This is a genomic window from Burkholderia sp. MSMB1078WGS (assembly GCF_001528895.1).
In the GTDB taxonomy this organism is placed as follows: domain Bacteria; phylum Pseudomonadota; class Gammaproteobacteria; order Burkholderiales; family Burkholderiaceae; genus Burkholderia.
This window is the reverse complement of sequence record NZ_LPDI01000009.1, coordinates 162850-183737: the sequence shown is the minus strand read 5'-3', so window position 1 is coordinate 183737 and position 20888 is coordinate 162850. Positions and strand designations below refer to the sequence as shown.

Annotated in this window: 20 protein-coding genes; 5 read left to right on the top strand and 15 right to left on the bottom strand. The window is 68.4% G+C overall.

Annotated features, from left to right (window positions below; genetic code table 11):
* Position 1 precedes the first annotated feature (1 nt).
* On the top strand, positions 2-1342 hold the full coding sequence (locus tag WT24_RS02870) for an amidase family protein (RefSeq protein ID WP_060031140.1): 1341 nt from the start codon (positions 2-4) through the stop codon (positions 1340-1342).
* Between the two features lie 118 nt (positions 1343-1460).
* Positions 1461-2702 (top strand): FAD-binding oxidoreductase, encoded by a 1242-nt coding sequence (locus WT24_RS02865; protein WP_060031089.1) that lies wholly within the window; start codon positions 1461-1463, stop codon positions 2700-2702.
* A gap of 47 nt (positions 2703-2749) precedes the next feature.
* Here WT24_RS02865 and WT24_RS02860 read toward each other — a convergent pair whose 3' ends face one another.
* The 10 genes from WT24_RS02860 to WT24_RS02815 all read right to left on the bottom strand — a co-directional run bounded on the left by WT24_RS02860 (position 2750) and on the right by WT24_RS02815 (position 13352).
* A complete protein-coding gene (locus tag WT24_RS02860; protein WP_059502375.1) occupies positions 2750-3895 on the bottom strand; it encodes an alpha-hydroxy acid oxidase in 1146 nt (381 codons plus the stop codon).
* 182 nt (positions 3896-4077) lie between these two features.
* Complete coding sequence (locus tag WT24_RS02855) at positions 4078-4851, bottom strand: FadR/GntR family transcriptional regulator (RefSeq protein ID WP_060031086.1); 774 nt, start codon at positions 4849-4851, stop codon at positions 4078-4080.
* A 67-nt stretch (positions 4852-4918) separates the two neighbouring features.
* A complete protein-coding gene (locus WT24_RS02850; protein ID WP_060031137.1) occupies positions 4919-5809 on the bottom strand; it encodes an amidohydrolase in 891 nt (296 codons plus the stop codon).
* Between the two features lie 63 nt (positions 5810-5872).
* Positions 5873-6814 carry an ABC transporter substrate-binding protein gene (locus WT24_RS02845; RefSeq protein ID WP_059502372.1) on the bottom strand — a complete coding sequence of 314 codons (942 nt, stop codon included), beginning with the start codon at positions 6812-6814 and terminating at the stop codon, positions 5873-5875.
* A gap of 72 nt (positions 6815-6886) precedes the next feature.
* Positions 6887-7924, bottom strand: coding sequence for an ABC transporter permease (locus tag WT24_RS02840; protein WP_059790804.1), 1038 nt, complete (start codon positions 7922-7924; stop codon positions 6887-6889).
* A gap of 37 nt (positions 7925-7961) precedes the next feature.
* Positions 7962-9500, bottom strand: a complete 1539-nt coding sequence (locus WT24_RS02835) for a sugar ABC transporter ATP-binding protein (RefSeq protein ID WP_060031083.1) — start codon at positions 9498-9500, stop codon at positions 7962-7964.
* A 12-nt stretch (positions 9501-9512) separates the two neighbouring features.
* Positions 9513-10289 carry an SDR family oxidoreductase gene (locus WT24_RS02830; RefSeq protein ID WP_059502366.1) on the bottom strand — a complete coding sequence of 259 codons (777 nt, stop codon included), beginning with the start codon at positions 10287-10289 and terminating at the stop codon, positions 9513-9515.
* A gap of 70 nt (positions 10290-10359) precedes the next feature.
* A complete protein-coding gene (locus WT24_RS02825) occupies positions 10360-11637 on the bottom strand; it encodes an L-fuconate dehydratase (protein WP_059502364.1) in 1278 nt (425 codons plus the stop codon).
* Between the two features lie 23 nt (positions 11638-11660).
* Positions 11661-12503, bottom strand: a complete 843-nt coding sequence (locus tag WT24_RS02820) for an ureidoglycolate lyase (protein ID WP_059502362.1) — start codon at positions 12501-12503, stop codon at positions 11661-11663.
* An 84-nt stretch (positions 12504-12587) separates the two neighbouring features.
* Positions 12588-13352, bottom strand: a complete 765-nt coding sequence (locus WT24_RS02815; protein WP_060031134.1) for an SDR family oxidoreductase — start codon at positions 13350-13352, stop codon at positions 12588-12590.
* 661 nt (positions 13353-14013) lie between these two features.
* On the opposite strand from WT24_RS02815, the gene WT24_RS02810 reads away from it, so the two are divergent.
* The 3 genes from WT24_RS02810 (at position 14014) to WT24_RS02800 (ending at position 15968) form a co-directional block, all read left to right on the top strand.
* Positions 14014-14304, top strand: a complete 291-nt coding sequence (locus WT24_RS02810) for a DUF3331 domain-containing protein (RefSeq protein ID WP_006484717.1) — start codon at positions 14014-14016, stop codon at positions 14302-14304.
* 166 nt (positions 14305-14470) lie between these two features.
* A complete protein-coding gene (locus WT24_RS02805; RefSeq protein WP_060031131.1) occupies positions 14471-15457 on the top strand; it encodes an oxidoreductase in 987 nt (328 codons plus the stop codon).
* A 214-nt stretch (positions 15458-15671) separates the two neighbouring features.
* A complete protein-coding gene (locus WT24_RS02800; RefSeq protein ID WP_034204295.1) occupies positions 15672-15968 on the top strand; it encodes a DUF4148 domain-containing protein in 297 nt (98 codons plus the stop codon).
* A gap of 193 nt (positions 15969-16161) precedes the next feature.
* Here WT24_RS02800 and WT24_RS02795 read toward each other — a convergent pair whose 3' ends face one another.
* The 5 genes from WT24_RS02795 to WT24_RS02775 form a co-directional block, all read right to left on the bottom strand.
* Positions 16162-17361 (bottom strand): TauD/TfdA family dioxygenase, encoded by a 1200-nt coding sequence (locus WT24_RS02795; RefSeq protein ID WP_060031080.1) that lies wholly within the window; start codon positions 17359-17361, stop codon positions 16162-16164.
* Between the two features lie 23 nt (positions 17362-17384).
* Entirely contained in the window at positions 17385-18341 is a 957-nt protein-coding gene (locus tag WT24_RS02790; RefSeq protein ID WP_060031078.1) for an alpha/beta hydrolase, read from the bottom strand.
* A gap of 49 nt (positions 18342-18390) precedes the next feature.
* Positions 18391-18879 carry a thioesterase family protein gene (locus tag WT24_RS02785; RefSeq protein ID WP_060031075.1) on the bottom strand — a complete coding sequence of 163 codons (489 nt, stop codon included), beginning with the start codon at positions 18877-18879 and terminating at the stop codon, positions 18391-18393.
* Positions 18880-18889: 10 nt separating this feature from the next.
* A complete protein-coding gene (locus WT24_RS02780; RefSeq protein WP_060031073.1) occupies positions 18890-19855 on the bottom strand; it encodes an L-carnitine dehydrogenase in 966 nt (321 codons plus the stop codon).
* Between the two features lie 86 nt (positions 19856-19941).
* The gene (locus tag WT24_RS02775; RefSeq protein WP_034204290.1) at positions 19942-20871 is read right to left on the bottom strand and encodes a 3-keto-5-aminohexanoate cleavage protein; all 930 of its coding nucleotides are present in this window, start codon (positions 20869-20871) and stop codon (positions 19942-19944) included.
* Positions 20872-20888: the final 17 nt, after the last annotated feature.

Here is a 20888-nt window from a genome sequence, read left to right as displayed (position 1 = left end):
GATGCGCAGCGCGCTGGCGTTGGCGGCCGGGGTGCGCACCGGGCGGGTGAGTGCGGAGTCGCTCGTACAGCGCGTGCTCGCCGACATCGCCGCGAGTGACAGCGCGATCAACGCGTGCGCACTCACCTTCGACGCGCGGGCACGGCGCGATGCGCGGCGCATCGACCGCCTCGTGCGGGACGGGCGCGACCCGGGCCCGCTGGCAGGCGTGCCGTTCCTCGTGAAATGGAATATCGACGTGGCGGGTCATACGACGGTTGCCGGATCGCCGGCGCGCGCCGCGTTGCCGGCCGCCGTCGCCGATGCGCCGATCGTTGCGCGACTGTGCGCGGCCGGCGCGGTTCCCATCGGCGCGACGCAGATGGACGAACTCGCGTGCGGCGCCACCGGCGTGAATCCGCACTATGGCGCGGTGCATCTGCCGGCCGACCCGACGCGCATGACGGGCGGCTCGTCGAGCGGCTCGGCCGCCTCGGTCGCCGCCGGATACGTGCCGCTTGCGCTCGGCAGCGACACCAACGGCTCGATCCGCGCGCCGGCGGCGCTGTGCGGCGTGTGGGGGTTTCGCCCCGGCGACGGACGGCTGTCGCGGGCCGGCTGCCTGCCGTATGCCGACTCGCTCGATACCGTCGGCTGGTTCGCGAACGACATCGACGATCTTGCGGTGCCGTATGACACGCTGTGCGAAGCACATGTACCGTGCGCACAACCGGCTCGCGATCCGGCCGCCGCGCTTCGCGTCGCCGTGCTGACCGGCGATTTCGAAATGCATGCCGATGCGAATGCGCGCCGCGCGGTCCGGCGCGCAGCGGCGTGCCTGCGGGCGAGCGATGCCGTGCCCGTCGCCAGCGACGAGGTCGCGCTCGTGCGCGAAGCGGCGCTCGTGATCTCGAACGTGGAGCTCGCGCGCGCCCATCGCGGGTTGCTCGACGCCTCGACGGCGCTCGTCTCCGAACGCCTGCGCGCGCGCCTCGCGGCCGGCCTCGCGACGTCCGACGCCACGTATCGTCACGCGCTCGCCCGCCGTGCCGCCTGGCGCGCGCGCATCGAAGCACTGTTCGCGCACTACGACGTGCTGCTCGCGGCCGCGACGCCCTGTGCGGCACCGCGCTTCACCGACGCGACCGTCGACGTCAACGGCGTCGCGCTCGAACCCGCGAAGATGCTCGGCCTGCTGACCCAGCCGATCTCATTCGCGGGGCTGCCGGTCGTCAGCGCGCCGTGCTTCGCATCGGGCGAACTGCCGGTCGGCGTGCAGTTGATCGGTGCGCCCGGCGGCGACGCGGTGTGCTTTGATGCCGCGCGTCAGCTTTCTGCCGCGTGGCGCGACCTGCTCCGTTAGCGACGCGCCCCTTGGTGCCGCGCGCCGCCGCGAGTATGCTTGCAGCTCGAACACTGTCCAACCCGGGCGCGCGCACCGTACCGCGGGCAGGCGCCCCGCCAACCGTCATTCACCATCGATGGATTTCGACGTCATCGTTCTCGGCGCCGGCATCGTCGGCGTCTCCGCCGCGCTGCACCTGCAGGATCGCGGCCGCAAGGTTGCCCTCGTCGATCGCGGCGCGCCCGGCGAAGGCACGAGCTTCGGCAATGCGGGGCTGATCGAGCGCTCGTCGGTCGAACCGTATCCGTTCCCGCGCAGCCCGTTCACGCTGATGCGCTATGCGCTGAACCGCTCGACCGATCTCTACTGGCACAGCGCGTCGCTGCCCGCGTTCGCGCCGTGGCTCGCACGGTTCTGGTGGGAATCGGCGCCGCTGCGCCACGCGGCGGCTTCGCGCGACATGCTGCCGCTGATCGAACGCTGCATCGTCGAACACGACGCACTGATCGCGCGGGCCGGCGCCGGCGAACTGATCCGCGCGAGCGGCTGGCTGGAGGCGTTCCGCACGCCGGCTGCGTTCGAACGCGGCGTGGCCGAGGCCGGCCTCACCGCGCGCCGCCACGGGCTCGGCATCACGCCGCTCGACGCGGCCGCGCTGCTCGCGCACGAACCGAGCCTCGCACCGGGCTTTTGCGGCGCGCTGCACTGGCTCGATCCGAAAAGCGTCATCGATCCGGCCGCGCTCGTCAAAGCGTATGCGCAACTGTTCGTGCAAGGCGGCGGCACGCTGCTGACGGGCGACGCCGCGAGCCTCGACGCGTTGTCGCCCGGCTGGCAGGTCCGGACCGACGACGGCCCGGCGGCCGCGCCGGCCGTCGTCGTCGCGCTCGGCCCGTGGTCCGATACCGTGTTCGGCAAGTTCGGCTACAAGATCCCGCTGCGCGAGAAGCGCGGCTACCACATGCACTACGCGCCGTCCGCGCGCGGCGTGCCGTCGGCGCCGATCGTCGATCGCGAATACGGTTACGTGATCGCGCCGATGCGGCGCGGGCTGCGGCTGACGACGGGCGTCGAGATCGCGCGGCGCGGGCTTCCGCCGACGGGCGTGCAGCTCGAGCGCGCGGAACGCGTCGCGCGGCCGGTGTTCGGGTTCGGCGAGCGGCTCGACCCGCAGCCGTGGCTCGGCTTCCGGCCGTGCACGCCAGACATGCGCCCGGTGATCGGCCCCGCGCCCGCGCATCGCGGGCTGTGGTTCGCGTTCGGGCACAACCATCACGGGTTGACGCTCGGCCCCGTCACCGGCCGGCTGCTGGCCGAGATGATGACCGGCGAGGCGCCGTTCACCGATCCGGCGCCGTATCGCGCGGATCGCTTCTGAGCGCGATACCGGCCGGCGCGCGCGCCCGAACGGCGTCGCACCCGCCGTCAGCGAAAGCGAAGCTGATCCCGCCCGAGCTGCGAAACGGCGGCGCAGCCCATCAGCCGCATATCCCGTTCGATCTCCGCCCGCATCAGCTGCAACGCGCGCTCGACGCCGGGCTGCCCTGCGGCGGCGAGCGGGAACAGGTAGTAACGCCCCAGGCCGACCGCCTTCGCACCCAGCGCCAGCGCTTTCAGTACGTGCGAACCCCGCTGCACGCCGCCGTCCATCATCACGTCGATCCGGTCGCCCACCGCGTCGACGATCTCGGCAAGCTGATCGAACGCGGCGCGCGAACCGTCCAGTTGCCGGCCGCCGTGGTTCGACAACACGATGCCGGTGCAGCCGATGTCCACCGCCCTGCGGGCGTCGTCGACCGACATCACGCCTTTCAGGCAAAACTGCCCGTTCCACTCCCGCACCATCGCGGCGACGTCGTCCCATGACATCGACGGATCGAGCATGTCCGTGAAGTAGCGGCTGATCGACATCGCGCCGCCGCCCATATCGACGTGCCGGTCGAGTTGCGGCAAACGGAACCGCTCGTGGGTCAGATAGTTGAACGCCCAGGCCGGCTTCAACGCGAACTCGGTCAGCCCCGCGAGCGTCAGCCGGAACGGAATCGAGAAGCCGGTGCGCTTGTCGCGCTCGCGATTGCCGCCGGTGATGCTGTCCACCGTCAGCATCATCACGTTCACGCCGGCCTGCCTCGAGCGGTTCATCATCTCGCGGTTGAGGCCGCGATCCTTGTGAAAGTAGAACTGGTACACCTGCGGGCCCTGGCTGATCGCACGGGCTTCCTCCAGGCTCACGGTGCCGAGCGACGACACTCCGAACATCGTGTCGAACTTCGCGGCCGCGGCGGCGACCGCGCGCTCGCCGTCATGATGAAACAGGCGTTGCAGCGCCGTCGGCGAACAATAAACCGGCATGCCGAGCTTCTGCCCCATGACCGTCACCGACAGGTCGACATCGCGCACGCCGCGCAATACGTTCGGCACCAGATCGCAGTGCTCGAACGCGCTCGTGTTGCGTCGATACGTGGCTTCATCGTCGGCCGCGCCGTCGATGTAATTGAAGATCGGTCCCGGCAACCGCCGTCTGGCCAGCTCACGGAAGTCGTGGAAATTGTGGCAATCGTTCACGCGCATTCGTCACACTCCATTCGGCGCGCGAGCGGCGTGCCGGTGGGCCGGCGCGCGGCGCTCGCATCGCAGCGTTCGTTCGGTCCCGGCGGCCGGCGTCCTCGTGCGGGACGGAGGCCGCGTCGCCAGCCGGAAGGGGGCGCATCGCGCCCGCCGCTTCCGAATCTGCAGGGAATCGACGCGCGCGCTCAGTCGAGCGCGCGGCCGAAGATGCGGATCACTTCGTCGAGATGCTCGGCCATCGCGCGGCGCGCGGCGTCGGGGTCGCGCGCGCGGATCGCGTCGAGGATCGCGCGATGCTCGCGCTCCGACCGGTGCGACATGTCGTTCGGCATGTACAGCGACTGCAGCCGCTGGAACATCGGGTCGTACTTGTGCGCGAGCAACTGCTTGATCATCAGCGCATATGCCGGATTGTCGCTCGCTTCCGCGATGCGGATATGGAACAGCCGGTCGCCCGGGTGCGTGAGCGAGCCGCTGCGGTTGTCGTCCTGATTGCGCAGGAACGCTTCGTGAATGCCTTCGATCTGCGCGTCCGAGCCGTGCTGCGCGGCCAGCGACGCGGCTTCCGGCTCGATCAGCCGGCGTGCCTGCAGCAGCGCGAACGGCGGGATTTCCGTGTCGAGATCGAGCGCGATGCCGAGCTCCGGATCGATCTCGACGATCGAGAACGGCGCAACCGTTACCGTCGCATCGGGCGCCGGCGCGGGTTCGGGCGCGGCGGCCGTTTCGGGATGGCGCACCTTCACGCCGTCGCCGACGCGCACGCTGACGAGCCCGTTCACTTCGAGCGCGATCAGCGCCTCGCGCACCGACGTGCGCGACACGCCGAACCGTTCGGCGAGTTCGCGCTCGGGCGGCAGATAGCTGCCCGGCGGGAAATCGCCGGACTCGATCATCGCACTGAGCTTGTCGGCGATCTGCTGGTAGAGGCGGCGGTTCTGAATCGGCTGGATGGACATACGTTGACGCTGGTAATCGGTTTCGTTCCGGACGGCCCGACGAATCGGCAGACCGTTCGCGCCTATTTTATATGCCGCGCTTCACGTCGCCCGGCACCGCGTAGCAACGCGCGGCCGTGCCGCCCCACAGCGCGCCGCGTTCGGCCGCCGACAGCCGCGATTCGGCCCAGCGCTCGACCAACGACGCCACTTCGTCGTACGACGCCGCGAGCAGGCACACGGGCCAGTCCGATCCGAACATCAGCCGCTGCGGGCCGAACGCGTCGAGCGCCGCGTCGAGGCACTGCTCGATGTGCCGGATGTCCTGCGCGCGCAGGCCGCACCGCCAGTCGGCTTCGGTCACGAGCCCCGACAGCTTGCACGCGACGTGCGGCAGCGCGCCGAGTTCGCGCAGCGACGCGCGCCAGCGTGCGAGCGCCGTGTCGTCGCGTTCGAACTCGGCAAGCGCCGGCTTGCCGACGTGGTCGAGCACGAGCCAGTGCGCGTCGTGCCGCGCGCAAAACACACGCACGTCAGGCAACTGGCGCTCGAATACGAGCACGTCGTACACGTAGCCGTTCGCCTGCAGCCACGCGACGCCGCGATTGAAGCCGGGATCGGCGACGAACGCGCCGACGTCGGCTTCGTCCTGCACCTGATGACGAAAACCGCGCAGCTTCGGGCTGCGCCACTCGGCGACACGGTCGGCCAGCGCCGGCGCACCGAGATCCTCCCAGCCGACCACCGCCGCGATGCGCGCATCGTCGCGCGCCAGATCGAGCAGGAACGCCGTCTCGTCGCGGCCGGCGCGCGCCTGCACCGCGATCGATGCGCCGAGCGCCTGCGCATGCATCTGCGGCCACAGCGCGTCGGGCAGGTAGTCGCGTGCGAGCACGCCCATGTCCGGTCCGATCCATGGATAGTCGGCCGCGCGATAACGCCAGAAGTGCTGATGCGAATCGATGCGCACTGCGCCCATGATGCCCTCGTGTTCGATCGTCGCGGCGGCGGCCCGCATCGCCGCCCCGCCATTCCGCCACGTTCAGTCGTACAACACCGCCGCGATCTTCGGATCGTCGATATTGGTCTTGTCGTACCAGTAGAAGCCGGTATCGATGACCTTCGGCAGCTTCTCGCCCTTGATCGCCTTCACGGCCGCCTCGACCGTCTTGTAGCCGATCCCGATCGGGTTCTGCGTGATCGCGCCGGCCATCAGCCCGCTGCGGATCGCGTCCTTCTGCTGCTTGCCGGAATCGTAGCCGACGATCACGACCTTGCGCTTCATCTCACGCACGCCGTTGACCACGCCGATCGCCGAGCCTTCGTTGGTGCCGAACAGCCCCTTGAGCTTGGGATACGCCTGCAGGATCGACTTCGTCACTTCGGTCGATTTCAGTTGATCGCCTTCGCCGTACTGCACGGTCACGACCTGCACCTTCGGGTGCGCCGACTTCATTCGTTCGAGGAAGCCGTCGCGGCGGTCGATGCCGGTGCGGCTCGTCTGGTCGTGCGCGACCACGGCCACCTGCCCTTCGTCGCCGATCAGCGCGGCAAGCTTGTCGGCGGCGAGCGCAGCGGCCGCCTTGTTGTTGGTCGCGGCCGTCGTCACCGGAATGTCGCTGTCCACCCCCGAGTCGAACGCGATCACCGGAATCTTCTCGGCCTGCGCCTTCTTCAGCAGCGGCAGCGCGGCCTTGCTGTCGAGCGCCGCGAAGCCGAGCGCGGCCGGCTTCTTCGCGATCGCGGCGGACAGCATGTCGATCTGCTTGTCGACCATCGCCTCGGTTTCGGGCCCTTCGAACGTCACCTTCACCTTGTAGTCCTTCGCGGCCTGCGTCGCGCCCGATTTCACGGCCTGCCAGAACTGATGCTGGAAGCCCTTCGAGATCAGCGGGATATAGGTTTCCTGCGCCTGCGCGCCGGCCGTGACGCCGACGGCGAACGTCAGCCCGACGATCGCGTTCAACACCTTGCTCCTGATCACTTCGCGTCTCCTTGGTTGGTATCGACTGAAATGCCGGCCCGGCCGGCGGTGAAGCCCATGCGTGTCGGCGCGTCAGCGGCGGCGCCGGCGCAGGATGTCCACATAGACGGCGAGGATGATGATCACGCCCGTCACGACCGTCTGCCATTCCTGCGCGACCGACATGATGCGCAGGCCGTTGGTCAGCACGCTCATGATGAACGCGCCGATGATGGTGCCGACGATGCTGCCCGCGCCGCCGGACAGCGACGTGCCGCCGATCACGACGGCCGCGATCGCATCGAGCTCGTAGCCCTGCCCGAGCGCCGGCTGCGCGGAGTTCAGCCGCGACGCGATCAGCAGGCCGGCGATCCCGCACACCGCGCCGCTGAACGTGTAGACGGCGATCTTCCATGCGTCGACGTTCACGCCGGATAGCCGCAGCGCCTCCTCGTTGCTGCCGAGCGCGAACGTGTAGCGGCCGAAGATGGTGCGGTTCAGCACGATCGACGCGCCGATCGCGACGAGGAACAGGATCAGCACCGCGTTCGGGATCGGCAGCGCGGGGATCAGGTTGCCGATCAGCGAATCCTGCGCGATCGACGTGAAGCCCGGCGTGTCGTTGAAGTAGATCGGCCGCGTGCCCGAGATCACGAGCGACAGCCCCTTGAGCAGCATCATCATGCCGAGCGTCGCGATGAACGGCGGCACCTTCATCTTCGCGATCACGAAGCCCGATACGCAGCCCGACAGCGCGCCGAAGCACAATGCGGCCAGGATCCCGAGCGGCAGCGGCATCCCCCATTTCGTCAGCACGACGCCGGCCATCACCGCGCAGAACGTCATCAGCGTGCCGACCGACAGGTCGATGCCGGACGTGATGATCACGTACGTACAGGCGACGGCCAGCACGCCGTTTACGGCGGTCGCCTGCAGGATCGACACGAGATTGTCGACTTCGAGGAAGTTCGACGACGCGAAGCTGAAGAACACGATCAGCAGCACGAGGCTCGCGAACGCGAGCAGCTTCTGCCGCGCGGCCGGATTGAAGAAGCGCGATTTCAGGCGCGATGCGGCGGCCGGCGTGTCGCCGGTGGCAAGGGGCGGAACGGGGTGCGTATCGTTGGACATGATCGGGTAGGCGTCTGAATCGGGACAATCGAGGCAATCAGGGCAACACGGTCGACTCGCGCTGCGTCGCGAGCTGCATGATCCTTTCCTGCGTGGCGTCGGCCGCGCGCAATTCGCCGGTCACGCGGCCTTCGCACATCACGAGAATCCGGTGGCTCATGCGCAGCACCTCGGGCAGCTCCGACGAGATCATCACGATCGCCTTGCCGTCGGCGGCGAGCGCATCGAGCAGCTTGTAGATCTCGCTTTTCGCGCCGACGTCGATGCCGCGCGTCGGCTCGTCGAAGAACAGGATGTCGCAGTCGCGCAGCAGCCACTTCGCGATCACGATCTTCTGCTGGTTGCCGCCCGACAGCAGCCGCGCGGGCTGCGCGACCGACGGCGTGCGGATCGCGAGCTGCCGCACGTAAGACTGCGCGGCCTCGCGCATCCCGCGCGCATCGAGGAACATGCCGCGGCGCACGAAGCGGCGCATGCTCGACAGCGCGATGTTGTTCTGCACGTCCATCCCGACCGCGAGCCCGAAGTGCTTGCGATCCTCGGACAGATAGCCGATGCCGGCCTTCACCGCGTCGGCGGGCGTGCGGATCGTCACGGTCCTGCCCTGCACGCGGATCTCGCCGGCATCGACCGGGTCCGCGCCGAACACCGCGCGCGCGACCTCGGTGCGGCCCGCGCCCATCAGCCCGGCGAAGCCGAGGATCTCGCCGCGCCGCAGCGTGAAGCCGACGTCGCGGATCGCGCGGCCGCGCGACAGCCCGCGCACTTCGAGCGCGATATCGTTCGCGGACGTATCGGGCGGCGTGCGGGTGTCCGTATCGAGCTGGCGGCCGACCATCATCGAAATGATCGACTCCATCGACGTCTGCGCCATCGGCACGGTCGCGACGTACTTGCCGTCGCGCATCACGGTCACGCGATCGGCGATCTGGCGCAGCTCGTCCATCTTGTGCGAGATGTAGACGATGCCAACCCCGTTCGCGCGCAGGTCGCGAATGATGCGGAACAGTTCGGCGATCTCCGCGTTGTTCAGCGCGGCGGTCGGCTCGTCCATGATCAGCGCGCGCGAGTCGAACGACAGCGCCTTCGCGATCTCGACCATCTGCTGCTTCGCGACCGTCAGCCTGCCCACAGGCGTGCGTGGATCGAGATCGAGCCGCATCCGCTGGAAAATCGCGGCCGCGTCGCGGTTCAGCCGGTCTTCGTCGACGAACACGCCGAAGCGCCCGCGCGGCTCGCGGCCGATGAAGATGTTCTGCGCGACGCTCAGGTGGTTCATCAGGTTCAGTTCCTGATGGATGATGCCGATGCCGAGCGCCTGCGCGGCACGCGGATCGGCGATCTCCACCGGGCGGCCGTCCATTCGGATTTCGCCGGCATCGCGCTGATAGACGCCCGCGAGAATCTTCATCAGCGTCGACTTGCCGGCGCCGTTCTCGCCCATCAGCGCATGCACTTCGCCCGCGCGCAGGTCGAAACGGCAATCGTCGAGCGCCTGCACGCCCGGAAAGCGCTTGCCGATGCCGGTCAGCGCGATCAGCGGCGGCGCGGCGTTCGGGTTCGGGTCGGGTTGCATGAATCGCGGCCCTCAGCTGATCGCGCGATCGAGATGCGTATAGCCGCCGTCGACGAACAGCCACTGGCCCGTCGTGTGCGACGCGCGATCCGACAGCAGGAACACGACCGTGTCGGCGATCTCGTCGGCCGTCGTGAAGCGCCGGCCGAGCGGCACCTTGCCCGCGATGCCGGCGAGCTTCGCGTCCGGATCGTCGAAGCCTGCCAACCAGTTCCGGTACAGCGGCGTCATCACTTCGGCGGGGATCACCGCGTTCACGCGCACGCCGTCGTCGCGCAACGCGACGGCCCATTCGCGCGTCAGCGCGAGCTGCCCACCTTTCGACGCGCAATAGCCGCTCGTGTTGCCCTGCCCGGTCACGGCCGTCTTCGACGAGATGTTGACGATCGCGCCGCGCGCCGCCCTCAGGTGCGGCACGCAGTAGTGCGCCATCACGTAGTAGTGGATCAGGTTGCGCTCGAGCGACGCGACGAACGCATCGCGCCCGGCGTCGAGCCCGATGCTGTCGTTGATGCCCGCGTTGTTGACGAGGCCGTCGATGCGGCCGAAACGCGCGATGGTCTGCGCAACGGCGTCGCGGCACTGCGCGTCGTCCTGCAGCTCGACGCTCACGCACGCGGCGCGCGGCTGTTTCTGCTCGAGTGCGCGCCAGAACGCATCGTCGGGCGCGTGCCGCGCGAATACCACCGGGATCGCACCTTCGTCGGCCAGCCGCATCGAGATCGCGGCGCCGATGCCCGACGCGCCGCCGGTCACGATCACGACCTTGTCTTGCAGATTCAAATCCACTTCGCGTCTCCGTCGTTCATGTTGTCGCCGCGCACGACGCGCGCGGTGCGCCGTCGTGCGTTGCCATGCGTCAGCCGCGGAACCGGTACTGCTCCAGCGATTCGGGCTTCATCTCGATCGAGAAGCCGGGCGCCGTCGGCGGCATGTACGCCGCGCCGCGCACCACGCACGGTTCGACGAAATGCTCGTGCAGGTGATCGACGTACTCGGTCACGCGCCCTTCCTTCGTACCGGAAATACACACATAGTCGATCATCGACAGGTGCTGCACGTATTCGCACAGCCCGACGCCGCCCGCGTGCGGGCACACCGGCAGCCCGTACTTCGCGGCCATCAGCATCACCGCGAGAATCTCGTTCACGCCGCCGAGCCGGCACGCGTCGATCTGCACGACGTCGATCGCGCCGCGCGCGATGAACTGCTTGAACAGCACGCGGTTCTGGCACATCTCGCCGGTCGCGACCTGCACCGGCGCAATCGCCTTGCGGATCTTGCGATGCCCTTCGACGTCGTCGGGGCTCGTCGGCTCCTCGATGAACCACGGCCGCGCGAATGCGAGCTCGCGCACCCAGTCGATCGCCTCGTCGACTTCCCACACCTGGTTCGCGTCGATCATCAGCTTGCGGTCGGGGCCGATCACCTCGCGCGCGATCGTCACGCGGCGGATGTCGTCCTCGAGGTTCGCGCCGACTTTCAGTTTCACGTACTCGAACCCTTCTTCCACCGCCTCGCGGCACAGCCGGCGCAGCTTGTCGTCGCTGTAGCCGAGCCAGCCCGCCGACGTCGTGTAGCACGGGTAGCCGTCGCGCTCCAGCGCGGCGATCCGCGCGGGCTTGCCGGGCGCCTGCCGGCGCAGCAGGTCGAGCGCTTCGTCCGGGCTCAGGCAGTCGGTCAGGTAGCGGAAGTCGATCGCCCGCACCAGTTCCTCCGGGCTCATGTCGGCGACAAGCCGCCATAGCGGCTTGCCGACGGCCTTCGCCCACAAATCCCACACCGCATTGACGACGGCGCCCGTCGCTAGGTGGATCGCCCCCTTGTCGGGGCCGATCCAGCGCAACTGGCTGTCCGACGTGACGTGCCGCCAGAACCGGCCCATGTCCTCGCGGATCCAGTCGAGGTCGAGGCCGACGACGAGGTGGCGCATCGCATCGATCGCCGCGCAGCAGATTTCGTTGCCGCGCCCGATGGTGAACGTGAGCCCGTGACCTTCGAGGCCGTCGCGGTCGGTTTCGAGCACGACGTAGGCCGCCGAATAATCGGGGTCCGGATTCATCGCGTCGGAGCCGTCGAGCTGGCGCGAGGTCGGAAAGCGCACGTCGAGGACGCGCATCGATCGAATGATAGGCATGACGAACCGTCCGTTGAAGGAAATCAGGCCTGCACGGTGCGCTGGCGTTGCTCGCCGAGGCCGTCGATGCCGAGCGTGATCACCTGTCCGGCGCGCAGATAGACGGGCGGCTTCTGCCCGAGGCCGACGCCCGGCGGCGTGCCGGTCGAGATCACGTCGCCCGGCTGCAGGCTCATGAAGCGGCTCAGGTAGCTGATCAGGTGCGGCACGCGGAACACCATCGTCGCGGTCGTGCCGTTCTGGTAGCGGTGGCCGTCCACCTCCAGCCACAGCCGCAGCGCGTGCGGATCGGGCACTTCGTCGGCCGTCACGAGCCACGGGCCCAGCGGGCCGAACGTGTCGTTGCCCTTGCCCTTGTCCCACGTGCCACCGCGCTCGAGCTGGTATTCGCGCTCCGACACGTCGTTCACGACGCAATAACCCGCGACGTGCGACAGCGCATCGGCTTCGTCGATATAGCGGCCGCCCTGGCCGATCACCACGCCGAGCTCGACTTCCCAGTCGGTCTTCTCCGAGCCGCGCGGGATCTCGACGTCGTCGTTCGGGCCCGAGATCGCGCTCGTCCACTTGCCGAACACGACGGGCTCCTTCGGTACCTCCATCCCCGATTCGGCCGCGTGATCCGAGTAGTTGAGCCCGATGCAGATGAACTTGCCGACGCGGCCGACGCACGCGCCGAGCCGCGGCGTGCCCTCGACGAGCGGCAGCGACGACGGCGGGATGTCGCGCAGCCGTGCGAGCGACGCAGGGGTCAGCACGTCGCCGGCGATGTCGTCGATCACGCCGGACAGGTCGCGAATGTGGCCCTGCGCATCCAGCAGGCCCGGCTTTTCATGGTGTTTGTCGCCAAATCTCAGCAGTTTCATAGCGTCGTATGAACAGAAACGGAAAGTGAATGGAAGGTGCGGCCGGTTCGATACGGTCGGTCAGACACGGTCAGTTCGACACGGTCAGTTCGACCAGCCGCCGTCGATCAGGTGAATCGTGCCGGTGGTGAACGACGCTTCGTCGGACGCCAAGTACAGCGCGAGCGCGGCGACCTCGTCCGCGGTGCCGATGCGGCCGATCGGCTGGCGCGCGACGAACGCCTGGCGCACCTCGTCGGCGGACACGTGGCGCGTGCGCGCCTGGTCCTCGATCCGCTGCGCCAGCGACGGCGATTCGATCGTGCCCGGGCAGATCGCGTTGCAGCGGATGCCCCGCTCGACGAAATCGGCCGCCACCGCCTTGGTCAGCCCGATCACGGCCGCCTTGGTGGTGCCGTACACGAAGCGGTTCGGCACGCCCTTCACGCTCGACGCCGCCGACGCCATGTTGACGATCGACGCGCCGCCCGCTTCGAGCATCGCGGGCAACAGCGCGCGGATCAGCCGGTACATCGACGTGACGTTCAGGTTCAGCGAAAACGCCCACGCGTCTTCGTCGCACTCGAGGATCGAGCCGTGGTGCACGTAGCCCGCGCAGTTGAACAGCACGTCGAACGCGCGCTCGCCCGCGGCGAGCGCGGCGATGTCGTTCGCGTCGGTGACGTCGAGCCGCCGCGTGGCCACCCGGCCGCCCGCGCGCTCGGCGTCGGCTTCGAGCCGCACCAGCGCGGCTTCGTTGATGTCGGTCGCCAGCACGTCGGCGCCCTCGCTCGCGAAGCGCAGCGCGGTCGCGCGGCCGATGCCCTGCCCGGCCGCCGTCACCAGCGCGCGTTTGCCCTGCAATCTCATGAGCATCTCTCCGAAAAAGCCGGCCGCCCATCGGCCGATTGGCACAAAGGACTAAAGGTCCAACCAATCATAGGAACGGATCGCGCGTTTGTCACGAAATTGGGATTCAGTATTTACCCGGGGCCGAAGAATCCGTCCGGCGCACGAAATTCAGCGCGAAAGTAGCGTCGAGGCGTCGCCCGGCGATCCGCTCGCACCCAATACCGACGGGGGTTCCAGCCACTTCTTCCGCAACGTTCGGCACGGCGGACAGGCAAACTGACAAAAAAGTCATGTTCGCGTCAGGGTGTCAACGGGTTGTGCGCGCCATCATGGCGTTGCCGGACCGCGCTTCCGGTACATCGCCTCCCCGCCCGCGCCGGATCTCTGCGGGCACCTCCGTCCCCGGCGATGTACCCCGTGACTGGGCGAGCAGACACGGCGCGCGGGCCGATTTTCGCCCCGGACTTCCCGTCCGGGGCCTTTTGTCGTCAGTTTTTCAAGAAAATAAGCGTGGATTGTTTCTAAATCGGCAAAAGGTAATTTGAGCCAGACAGGATGTTTTTTCCGGTCACAGACGCTTACATTTAGCGCACCACTCATGGAAACCGCTACGGATCGCCATCGGGTAGTGACATCCACTGCCACGGCCGAACCCGCACGAGCTTTAGGAAACGGCAAAATGAAGGCCTCCAAATCCCTGCCTGCGCTCGATCCCGCCGACGTCCACGTCGAAATCCTCGAACGTTCCGATACGCTGCTCGTCGTCCGCTGGGTCGAACCCGGCCGCTGCCACTACGGTGAACAGCGCTGGCGACGCCGCTTCGCGCAGCGCACCGGTACCTGCGCGCTGTCGCGCCAGGTCATCCACCGCGGCGACGAAGTATTCCGCCCGGCCGAACGCCCCGCCCCCGCGAACGCCGCCGCCATGATCTCCGCCGCCGAAGTGCTCGCGCTGGCCGGCAGCAGGTAAAACCCGCCGGCCGTGCGCCGGGCCGGCGGCGCCACGCCGTACGCCAGCCCTAGAAGCGCCGGTCTAATTCCTCCGCTTGTCTGCTACGTCCGCCCGCACTATCGTTACACCACTCAATGTAACGATTACGCGCCGCGGCCGATCGGCCGCGCCGATGGAGGCAGACATGCATGCATGGAGTGCGCGCCACGTCCCGGCGCAAGGCGGGAAGGTTGCGGTCGTGACCGGCGCCAACAGCGGTCTCGGCTGGCAGTTCGCGGAAACGCTGGCCGCGAAAGGCGCGACGGTCGTGATGGGCTGCCGCGACGCCGCCCGCGGCGCGCAGGCCGCCGACGCGATCCGCCGGCTTCATCCTCATGCACGCGTCGAAGTCGATCCGCTCGACCTCGCCGATCTCGCGTCGATCGCGCGCTTCGCGGCCGACGTCGGCGAACACCACGGCCGCGTCGACATCCTCTGCAACAACGCCGGCGTGATGTTCCTGCCGCTGCGACACACGCGCGACGGCTTCGAGATGCAGTTCGGCACCAACCATCTCGGCCATTTCGCGCTGACGGGCCATCTGCTGCCGGCGCTGCGCGCCGCACGCCGGGCGCGCGTCGTCACGATGTCGAGCGGCTTCAACCGCGGCGGCCGGATTCGTGTCGACGACCTGCGCGCCGCGCATCGCTACAACCGTTATCTCGCCTATTGCGAGAGCAAGCTCGCGAACCTCGTGTTCGCACTCGAGTTGCAGCGCCGCTTCGAGCGCGCGGCGTTCGCCGGCATCAGCGTCGCCGCGCACCCCGGCTACGCGGCGACCAACCTGCAGTTCGCCGGCCCCGCAATGGACCGCTCGCCGGCCCGCGCCGCGCTGATGCGTGCCGCGAACCGTTATCTCGCGCAGCCAGCCGACCAGGGCGCACTGCCTGCGATTCATGCGGCGACGTCGCCCGATCTGGCCGGCGGCGCGTACATCGGTCCGTCCGGCTGGTTCGAATCGCGCGGGCTGCCGGCACCGGCAAGCGTGCCGCGCGCGGCGCGCAGCGTGGCGTCGGCGGCATTGCTGTGGGAAGCATCGGAAGCCGCCACGGGCGTGCGCTTCCTCAGCTCCGGCGCGCCCGTCGGACGCGCGCCGGGCCGGCCGTTCGACACGACAGCCGAAGCGCGCTGAACCGCGTGCCGGCGTGCGCGATATTCTTCATACTTATTACGTCAACCGAAAAGAAAGCCCGTTGAAAGACTGAAACGGCGCCGCACTGTTACCAGTCAGGAAACAATTTATCGTCAAAATCAGCGTTTACCCTGAACACGCCGGTGACTAAGATTTGATCAATCGCTCAAGACATGGTGTCGAGAGCGAACTCAATAAAACACCGGAGGTCACCATGAAATCGCTCGTTTCCGCAGTCGTTGCCGCTGCCGCCCTGTCCGCTTCGTTCGGCGCATTCGCGCAAAGCACCGTGACGCGCGCTCAAGTGCGCAACGAACTGGTCCAGCTCGAACAAGCCGGCTACAAGCCGGGCGTGTCGAGCCCGTACTACCCGAACGACATCCAGAGCGCCGAAGCGCGTGTTCATGGTGCCGACACCAGCGGCTACGGCGCGCAACCGGCTCCGCTCGTCCACTCGGGCGCGCCGGCCGCATCGTCGAACGCACGCGATTCGATCTTCTTCGGCCAGTAAGCCGACGCGCCCTCGGCGGGCGCCGCGCATCGCGCGATGAAGTGACGCAGTCCGGACGAGCCCCCTTCGCGGGGCTCGTCTTTTTTGTGAAACGCATACCTCCGCCGCCCGGCAGCGGGTGGCTTTGCCCGGACGCGTGGCGTCCGGGTGCTTTTTCCCGGCGAGGTGTGCGTGAATGCGTCGTGTGCGCCGGTCAGCGCGCCACGGCCCCTGCCGGCGCCGACCGCGACAGCACGCGCCACCGCGACAGCAGTTCGTCGCGATCGACGTAGCAGCCCTGCAAGTGCCGGCGGCCCGTCGACGGGTCGAACTCGGTGCGCGCATGCAGCACGCGCCGGTTGTCGAACGCCCACATGTCGCCCGCCCGCAGCCGGCGCTGCACGCGAAAACGCGGCTCGCGCGCAAGCGCGAGGAATCGCCGGTACGCGCGATAGACCGCTGCAACCGAGCCGGCCGGCGCATCGAGCGGCCCGCGCAGGAAGTTCGCGACGCGCACTTCCGTGACGTTGCCGCGCGCATCGAGCCCGATCACCGGCGCCGAACAGCGGTAGTCGCTATTCGCGCTCTTGTTCCAGAACTCGAACGGCGTCGACGCGAGTCGTTCGAAATCGTCCGGATGTTCGCGCCGCAGTGCGTCCGCTAGCGCGAAGCCGTCGAGGAAGATGCTGTCGCCGCCCGTCGCGTCGTTCGCGAGGCAGTGCAGGAACTGCACGCCGGGCTGCAATTCGCGTGTCGGCAGGTCGGTGTGCGGCGGAAGATTCAGCGACGTATACGCATTGCTGTCCGGGCGCGGCTTCGATTCGACGTCGAACAGCACACCGAAATTGCTTTCGCGGATCAGGCCGATGCGGCGCGCGATCCCGTCGACGCGGCCGCGCTCGGCCGGCACGCCCTCGACGAGCGTCAGCCCCGTGCGCTGCAAAGCGCCGAGCCATGCCAGCAGTGCGCGGTCGTCCTCCATCACGTCGCGCCACGCGAACACGCCGATCGCCGTCGCATCGTCGCCGGTCCATACGTGGCGCCCGTGCGCGGCCAGGCGCTCCGCGCGCGACGCATCGTCGTATGCATGCGCACGCAACCAGCCGGGCGACCACGCACTGCGATGCCCGTCGTTCCATTCCACATGCAGCGCACCGTCGGTTTCGACATGCACGGTGAGCGCAGACAAATCCTCGCTCGCATCGGCGATCTCGAACACCTGTTCGCGCGTGATCGCATGCACGCACGCGGCACACGCGCAGTTGTCGCGCAGCCAGTCGAAATGGAACGGCGATCGTCGTGCGTCGCTCCACTCGATATCCACCGCGTCATCGCCGATCGTCGCCGCCGCGATGGCCGCGTCGGCCGAAAACGTCCGCCAGTCCTCGATACGGTGTTGCGCCGCTGCCTGCATCGTTGCCTCCCGGAAAACGCCCGCTACGCGTGTGGTGCGAGCAAGAACCCGCCGACCATCCGGTGCATCCATGCGGCCTGCGGGCTCGTCCCGAGCGCGCGCCAGCAGCCGTGCACCAGCCCCTCTCCCATCCAGTGGCGCGCCACCCCGCCGGCCGCACGAATCCGTTCGACGTACACGCGCGCATCGTCGCGTAGCGGATCGTGCTCCGCGCCGATCGCGAGCACCGGCGGCAGGCCGTCGAAACGCGCTGCCTCGAGCGGCACCGACGCGCGCAGCAGCGGGTTGCCGCTCCGCAGCGCGCCGGACAAGTCACTGCCCCAGTACAGCGCGCGATAACGATGCACGTCGTCGAGCGTCAGCATCGGCGCGTGCGCTTCCGTTTCGCGCGCGGGCGATTGCGGCTCGAAACCGAGCATCGGATAAACGAGCGCGATGCCGTCCACGTTACGTTCGCCCGCATCGCGCAGCGCGGTCGCCACCGCCGCCGCGAGCATCCCGCCCGCGCTGTCGCCCGCGAGGGTCAACGGGTGCGCGCACGGCCCGAACGGCCAGCGTGCATCGCGCGCGGCGCGCGTCACCGCCACGCAATCTTCGAGTGCGGCCGGCGCGCGGTGTTCGGGCGCCAGCCGGTAGTCGACGGCGATCACGTCGAGGCCCGTATCGGCGGCCAGTTGCGCAGTGATCAGCGCATGACTGTCGAGCGAGCCGACGACGAAACCGCCGCCGTGAAAAAACAGCACCGTGCCGCGCGGCGCGCCGTGCGCCGACGTATAGCGCCGCAGCGCGATCGTGCGGCCGTCCGGCGCACGCCACGCGGCGTCGTGCTGCACGATGCCGGCCGGCAGCGCGGCCGGCGTCCATTCGGCCGCGAAGCGGTCGTAGAGGCGGCGCTGTTCGTCGGGCGGGCGCGCCGCCGCATCGGCCGGATACCACGCGTCGACGGCCGCGACGAACGCCGCGATTTCCGGTTCGAGCATCGTGTGCGCTCCGCGGTCGAGAGTGAAGATCGGAAGGCGAAGCGCGCCGCTAGCGGCGCGGCGGCAGCCCGATCACGCGGCCCGCATACGCAGGCGCCGCGCAATCGCGCTGCAATGCGTGCAGTTCGGCCACGCGCGCGGCCACGTCGTCGTCGAACGGCGCCGATTTCGCGCCGTCGCGCGTATCGACGTGCAGCAGCATCTGCTCGCTCGCCGATACCGCGTCGTCATGCCCGTCGGCGAACAGTTCGAGATACAGGTGCAGCCGCTTCGCGTCGTGCGCGAGCACGCGCGCATCGACGCGCACGGCCGTGCCTTCCTTGATCTCGTGCAGGTAGTTCACGTGCGCTTCGAGCGTGTAGACCGAGCGCCCCCGCTCGCGACGCGCGGCGTCGTCGAGGCCGATGCGATCCAGCAACGCATCGGTCGCGAAGCTGAAGATCAGCAGGTAGAACGCATCGCGCAGGTGGCCGTTGTAGTCGACCCATTCGGGCCGCACCACGTCGCGGTGAATCGTCAGCGGAGTATCGCCCGTCATCGCCTGTCCTTTATTCCTCGAATCGCATCCCGTGCCGCGCCTTCACCGCGGCGATCGATTTCAGCACCTCGGTGATGCACTCGTCGCGATAGCGCTCGAGTTCCTTGATGCTGCGCGTGCCTTGCTGTTCGGCCGTGCCTTCGACGACGTTGTCGATCAGCGCATCGGTCAACGTCGGCGCGACCAGTTTCGTCCACGGCAGTTCGAGCGCGGGGCCGAATTGCTGCATGAAGTGTCGCATGCCCGCATCGCCGCCGGCCAACGTGTAGGTCAGGAACGTGCCCATGAACGACCAGCGGATACCCGCGCCGAAGCGGATCGCGTCGTCGATCTCGCCGGTCGTCGCGACGCCTTCGTTGACGAGATGCAGCGCCTCCCGCCACAACGCTTCCAGCAGACGATCCGCGATGAAGCCCGGCACTTCCTTGCGCACGTGCAGCGGCCGCATGCCGAGCTTGCGATAGACCTCCATCGCGCCTTCGACCGCTTCCGGCGACGTGCGCGCACCGCCGAGCACCTCGACGAGCGGCAGCAGGTAGACGGGGTTGAACGGATGGCCGACCACGCAGCGCTCCGGATGCGTCGCCCGCGCGTAGAAATCGGTCGGCAGCAGCCCCGACGTCGACGACGCGATGATCGCATCGGCCTTCGCCGCACGGCTGATCTGTTCGTGCAGCTCGAGCTTCAGCGCCTCGCGCTCGGGCGCGCTTTCCTGGATGAAATCGGCATCGGCGACGCATTCCTCGATCGTCGACACGAACCGCAACCGCGCGGGATCGGCGCCCGGTGCGAGGCCGACGCGTTCGAGCGCGGGCCACGCATTCGCGACGTTCGCGCGCAGCCGCGCTTCGGCGCCCGGCGCCGGGTCCCACACGACCACGTCGAGACCGTGCGCGAGCGCGCGGGAAATCCATCCGCTGCCGATCACGCCGGTGCCGATGGCGGCAAACGTCTTGATGTCGGTCTTCACTGCCATGTCGATACATCCTTCAATTCAGGGGAAATCGGTGGGCGGCCGCGCGTCGACGCATACCGCCATGCAATGTCAGTCAGTGAAAAAGCTCACGCGAATTCGGCGATCGCGCGACGCTCCAGCGCACGTTCGCCGCGCGCCGGCAGGCCGAGCTTGCGGCGGCCTTCGGCCGGCGTCAGCACGCGGCCGCCGAGGCGCTCGACGATCTCGCGAGCGCGCTCGACGAGCGTGCCGTTGGTCGCATGCACACCGCGATCGAGCCAGATGTTGTCTTCGAGGCCCACGCGTACGTGACCGCCGAGCAGCATCGCCTGCGCGACCATCGGCATCTGCATGCGGCCGATCCCGAAGCCGGCCCAGTGCGCGCCCGGCGGCAGGTTGTCGACCATTGCCTTCATCGTGCCCGTATCGGCCGGTGCGCCCCACGGAATGCCCAGGCACAGCTGGAACAGCGGCGGATCGTCGAGCAGCCCTTCCTTCAGCAGCTGCTTCGCGAACCACAGATGGCCCGTATCGAAGATCTCCAGCTCCGGCTTCACGCCGAGTTCCTGGATGCGCTTCGCGCCGGCGCGCAACTGCGCGGGTGTCGACACGTAGATGTAATCGCCGTCGCCGAAATTCAGCGTGCCGCAGTCGAGCGTGCAGATTTCCGGCAGCAGTTCCTCGACGTGTACGAGGCGCGTGAGACCGCCGACCAGGTCGGTCCCCTTGCCGAAGCGCATCGGGTCCTCGCCGGGGCCGATCTCGAGATCGCCGCCCATGCCGGCCGTCAGGTTGATGATCACGTCGACGTCGGCCGAGCGGATGCGGTCGACCACTTCGCGATACAGGTTCGGGTCGCGGCTGCCGCGCCCCGTCTGCGGATCGCGCACGTGGCAGTGGGCGACCGTCGCGCCGGCCTTCGCGGCTTCGATCGCGGCGGCCGCGATCTCCTTCGGCGTGACCGGAATCGCCGGATGCTTGCCGACCGTATCGCCCGCGCCCGTGACGGCGCAGGTGATGATGACTTCGTGGTTCATGCTGGATGCCTCGCTTG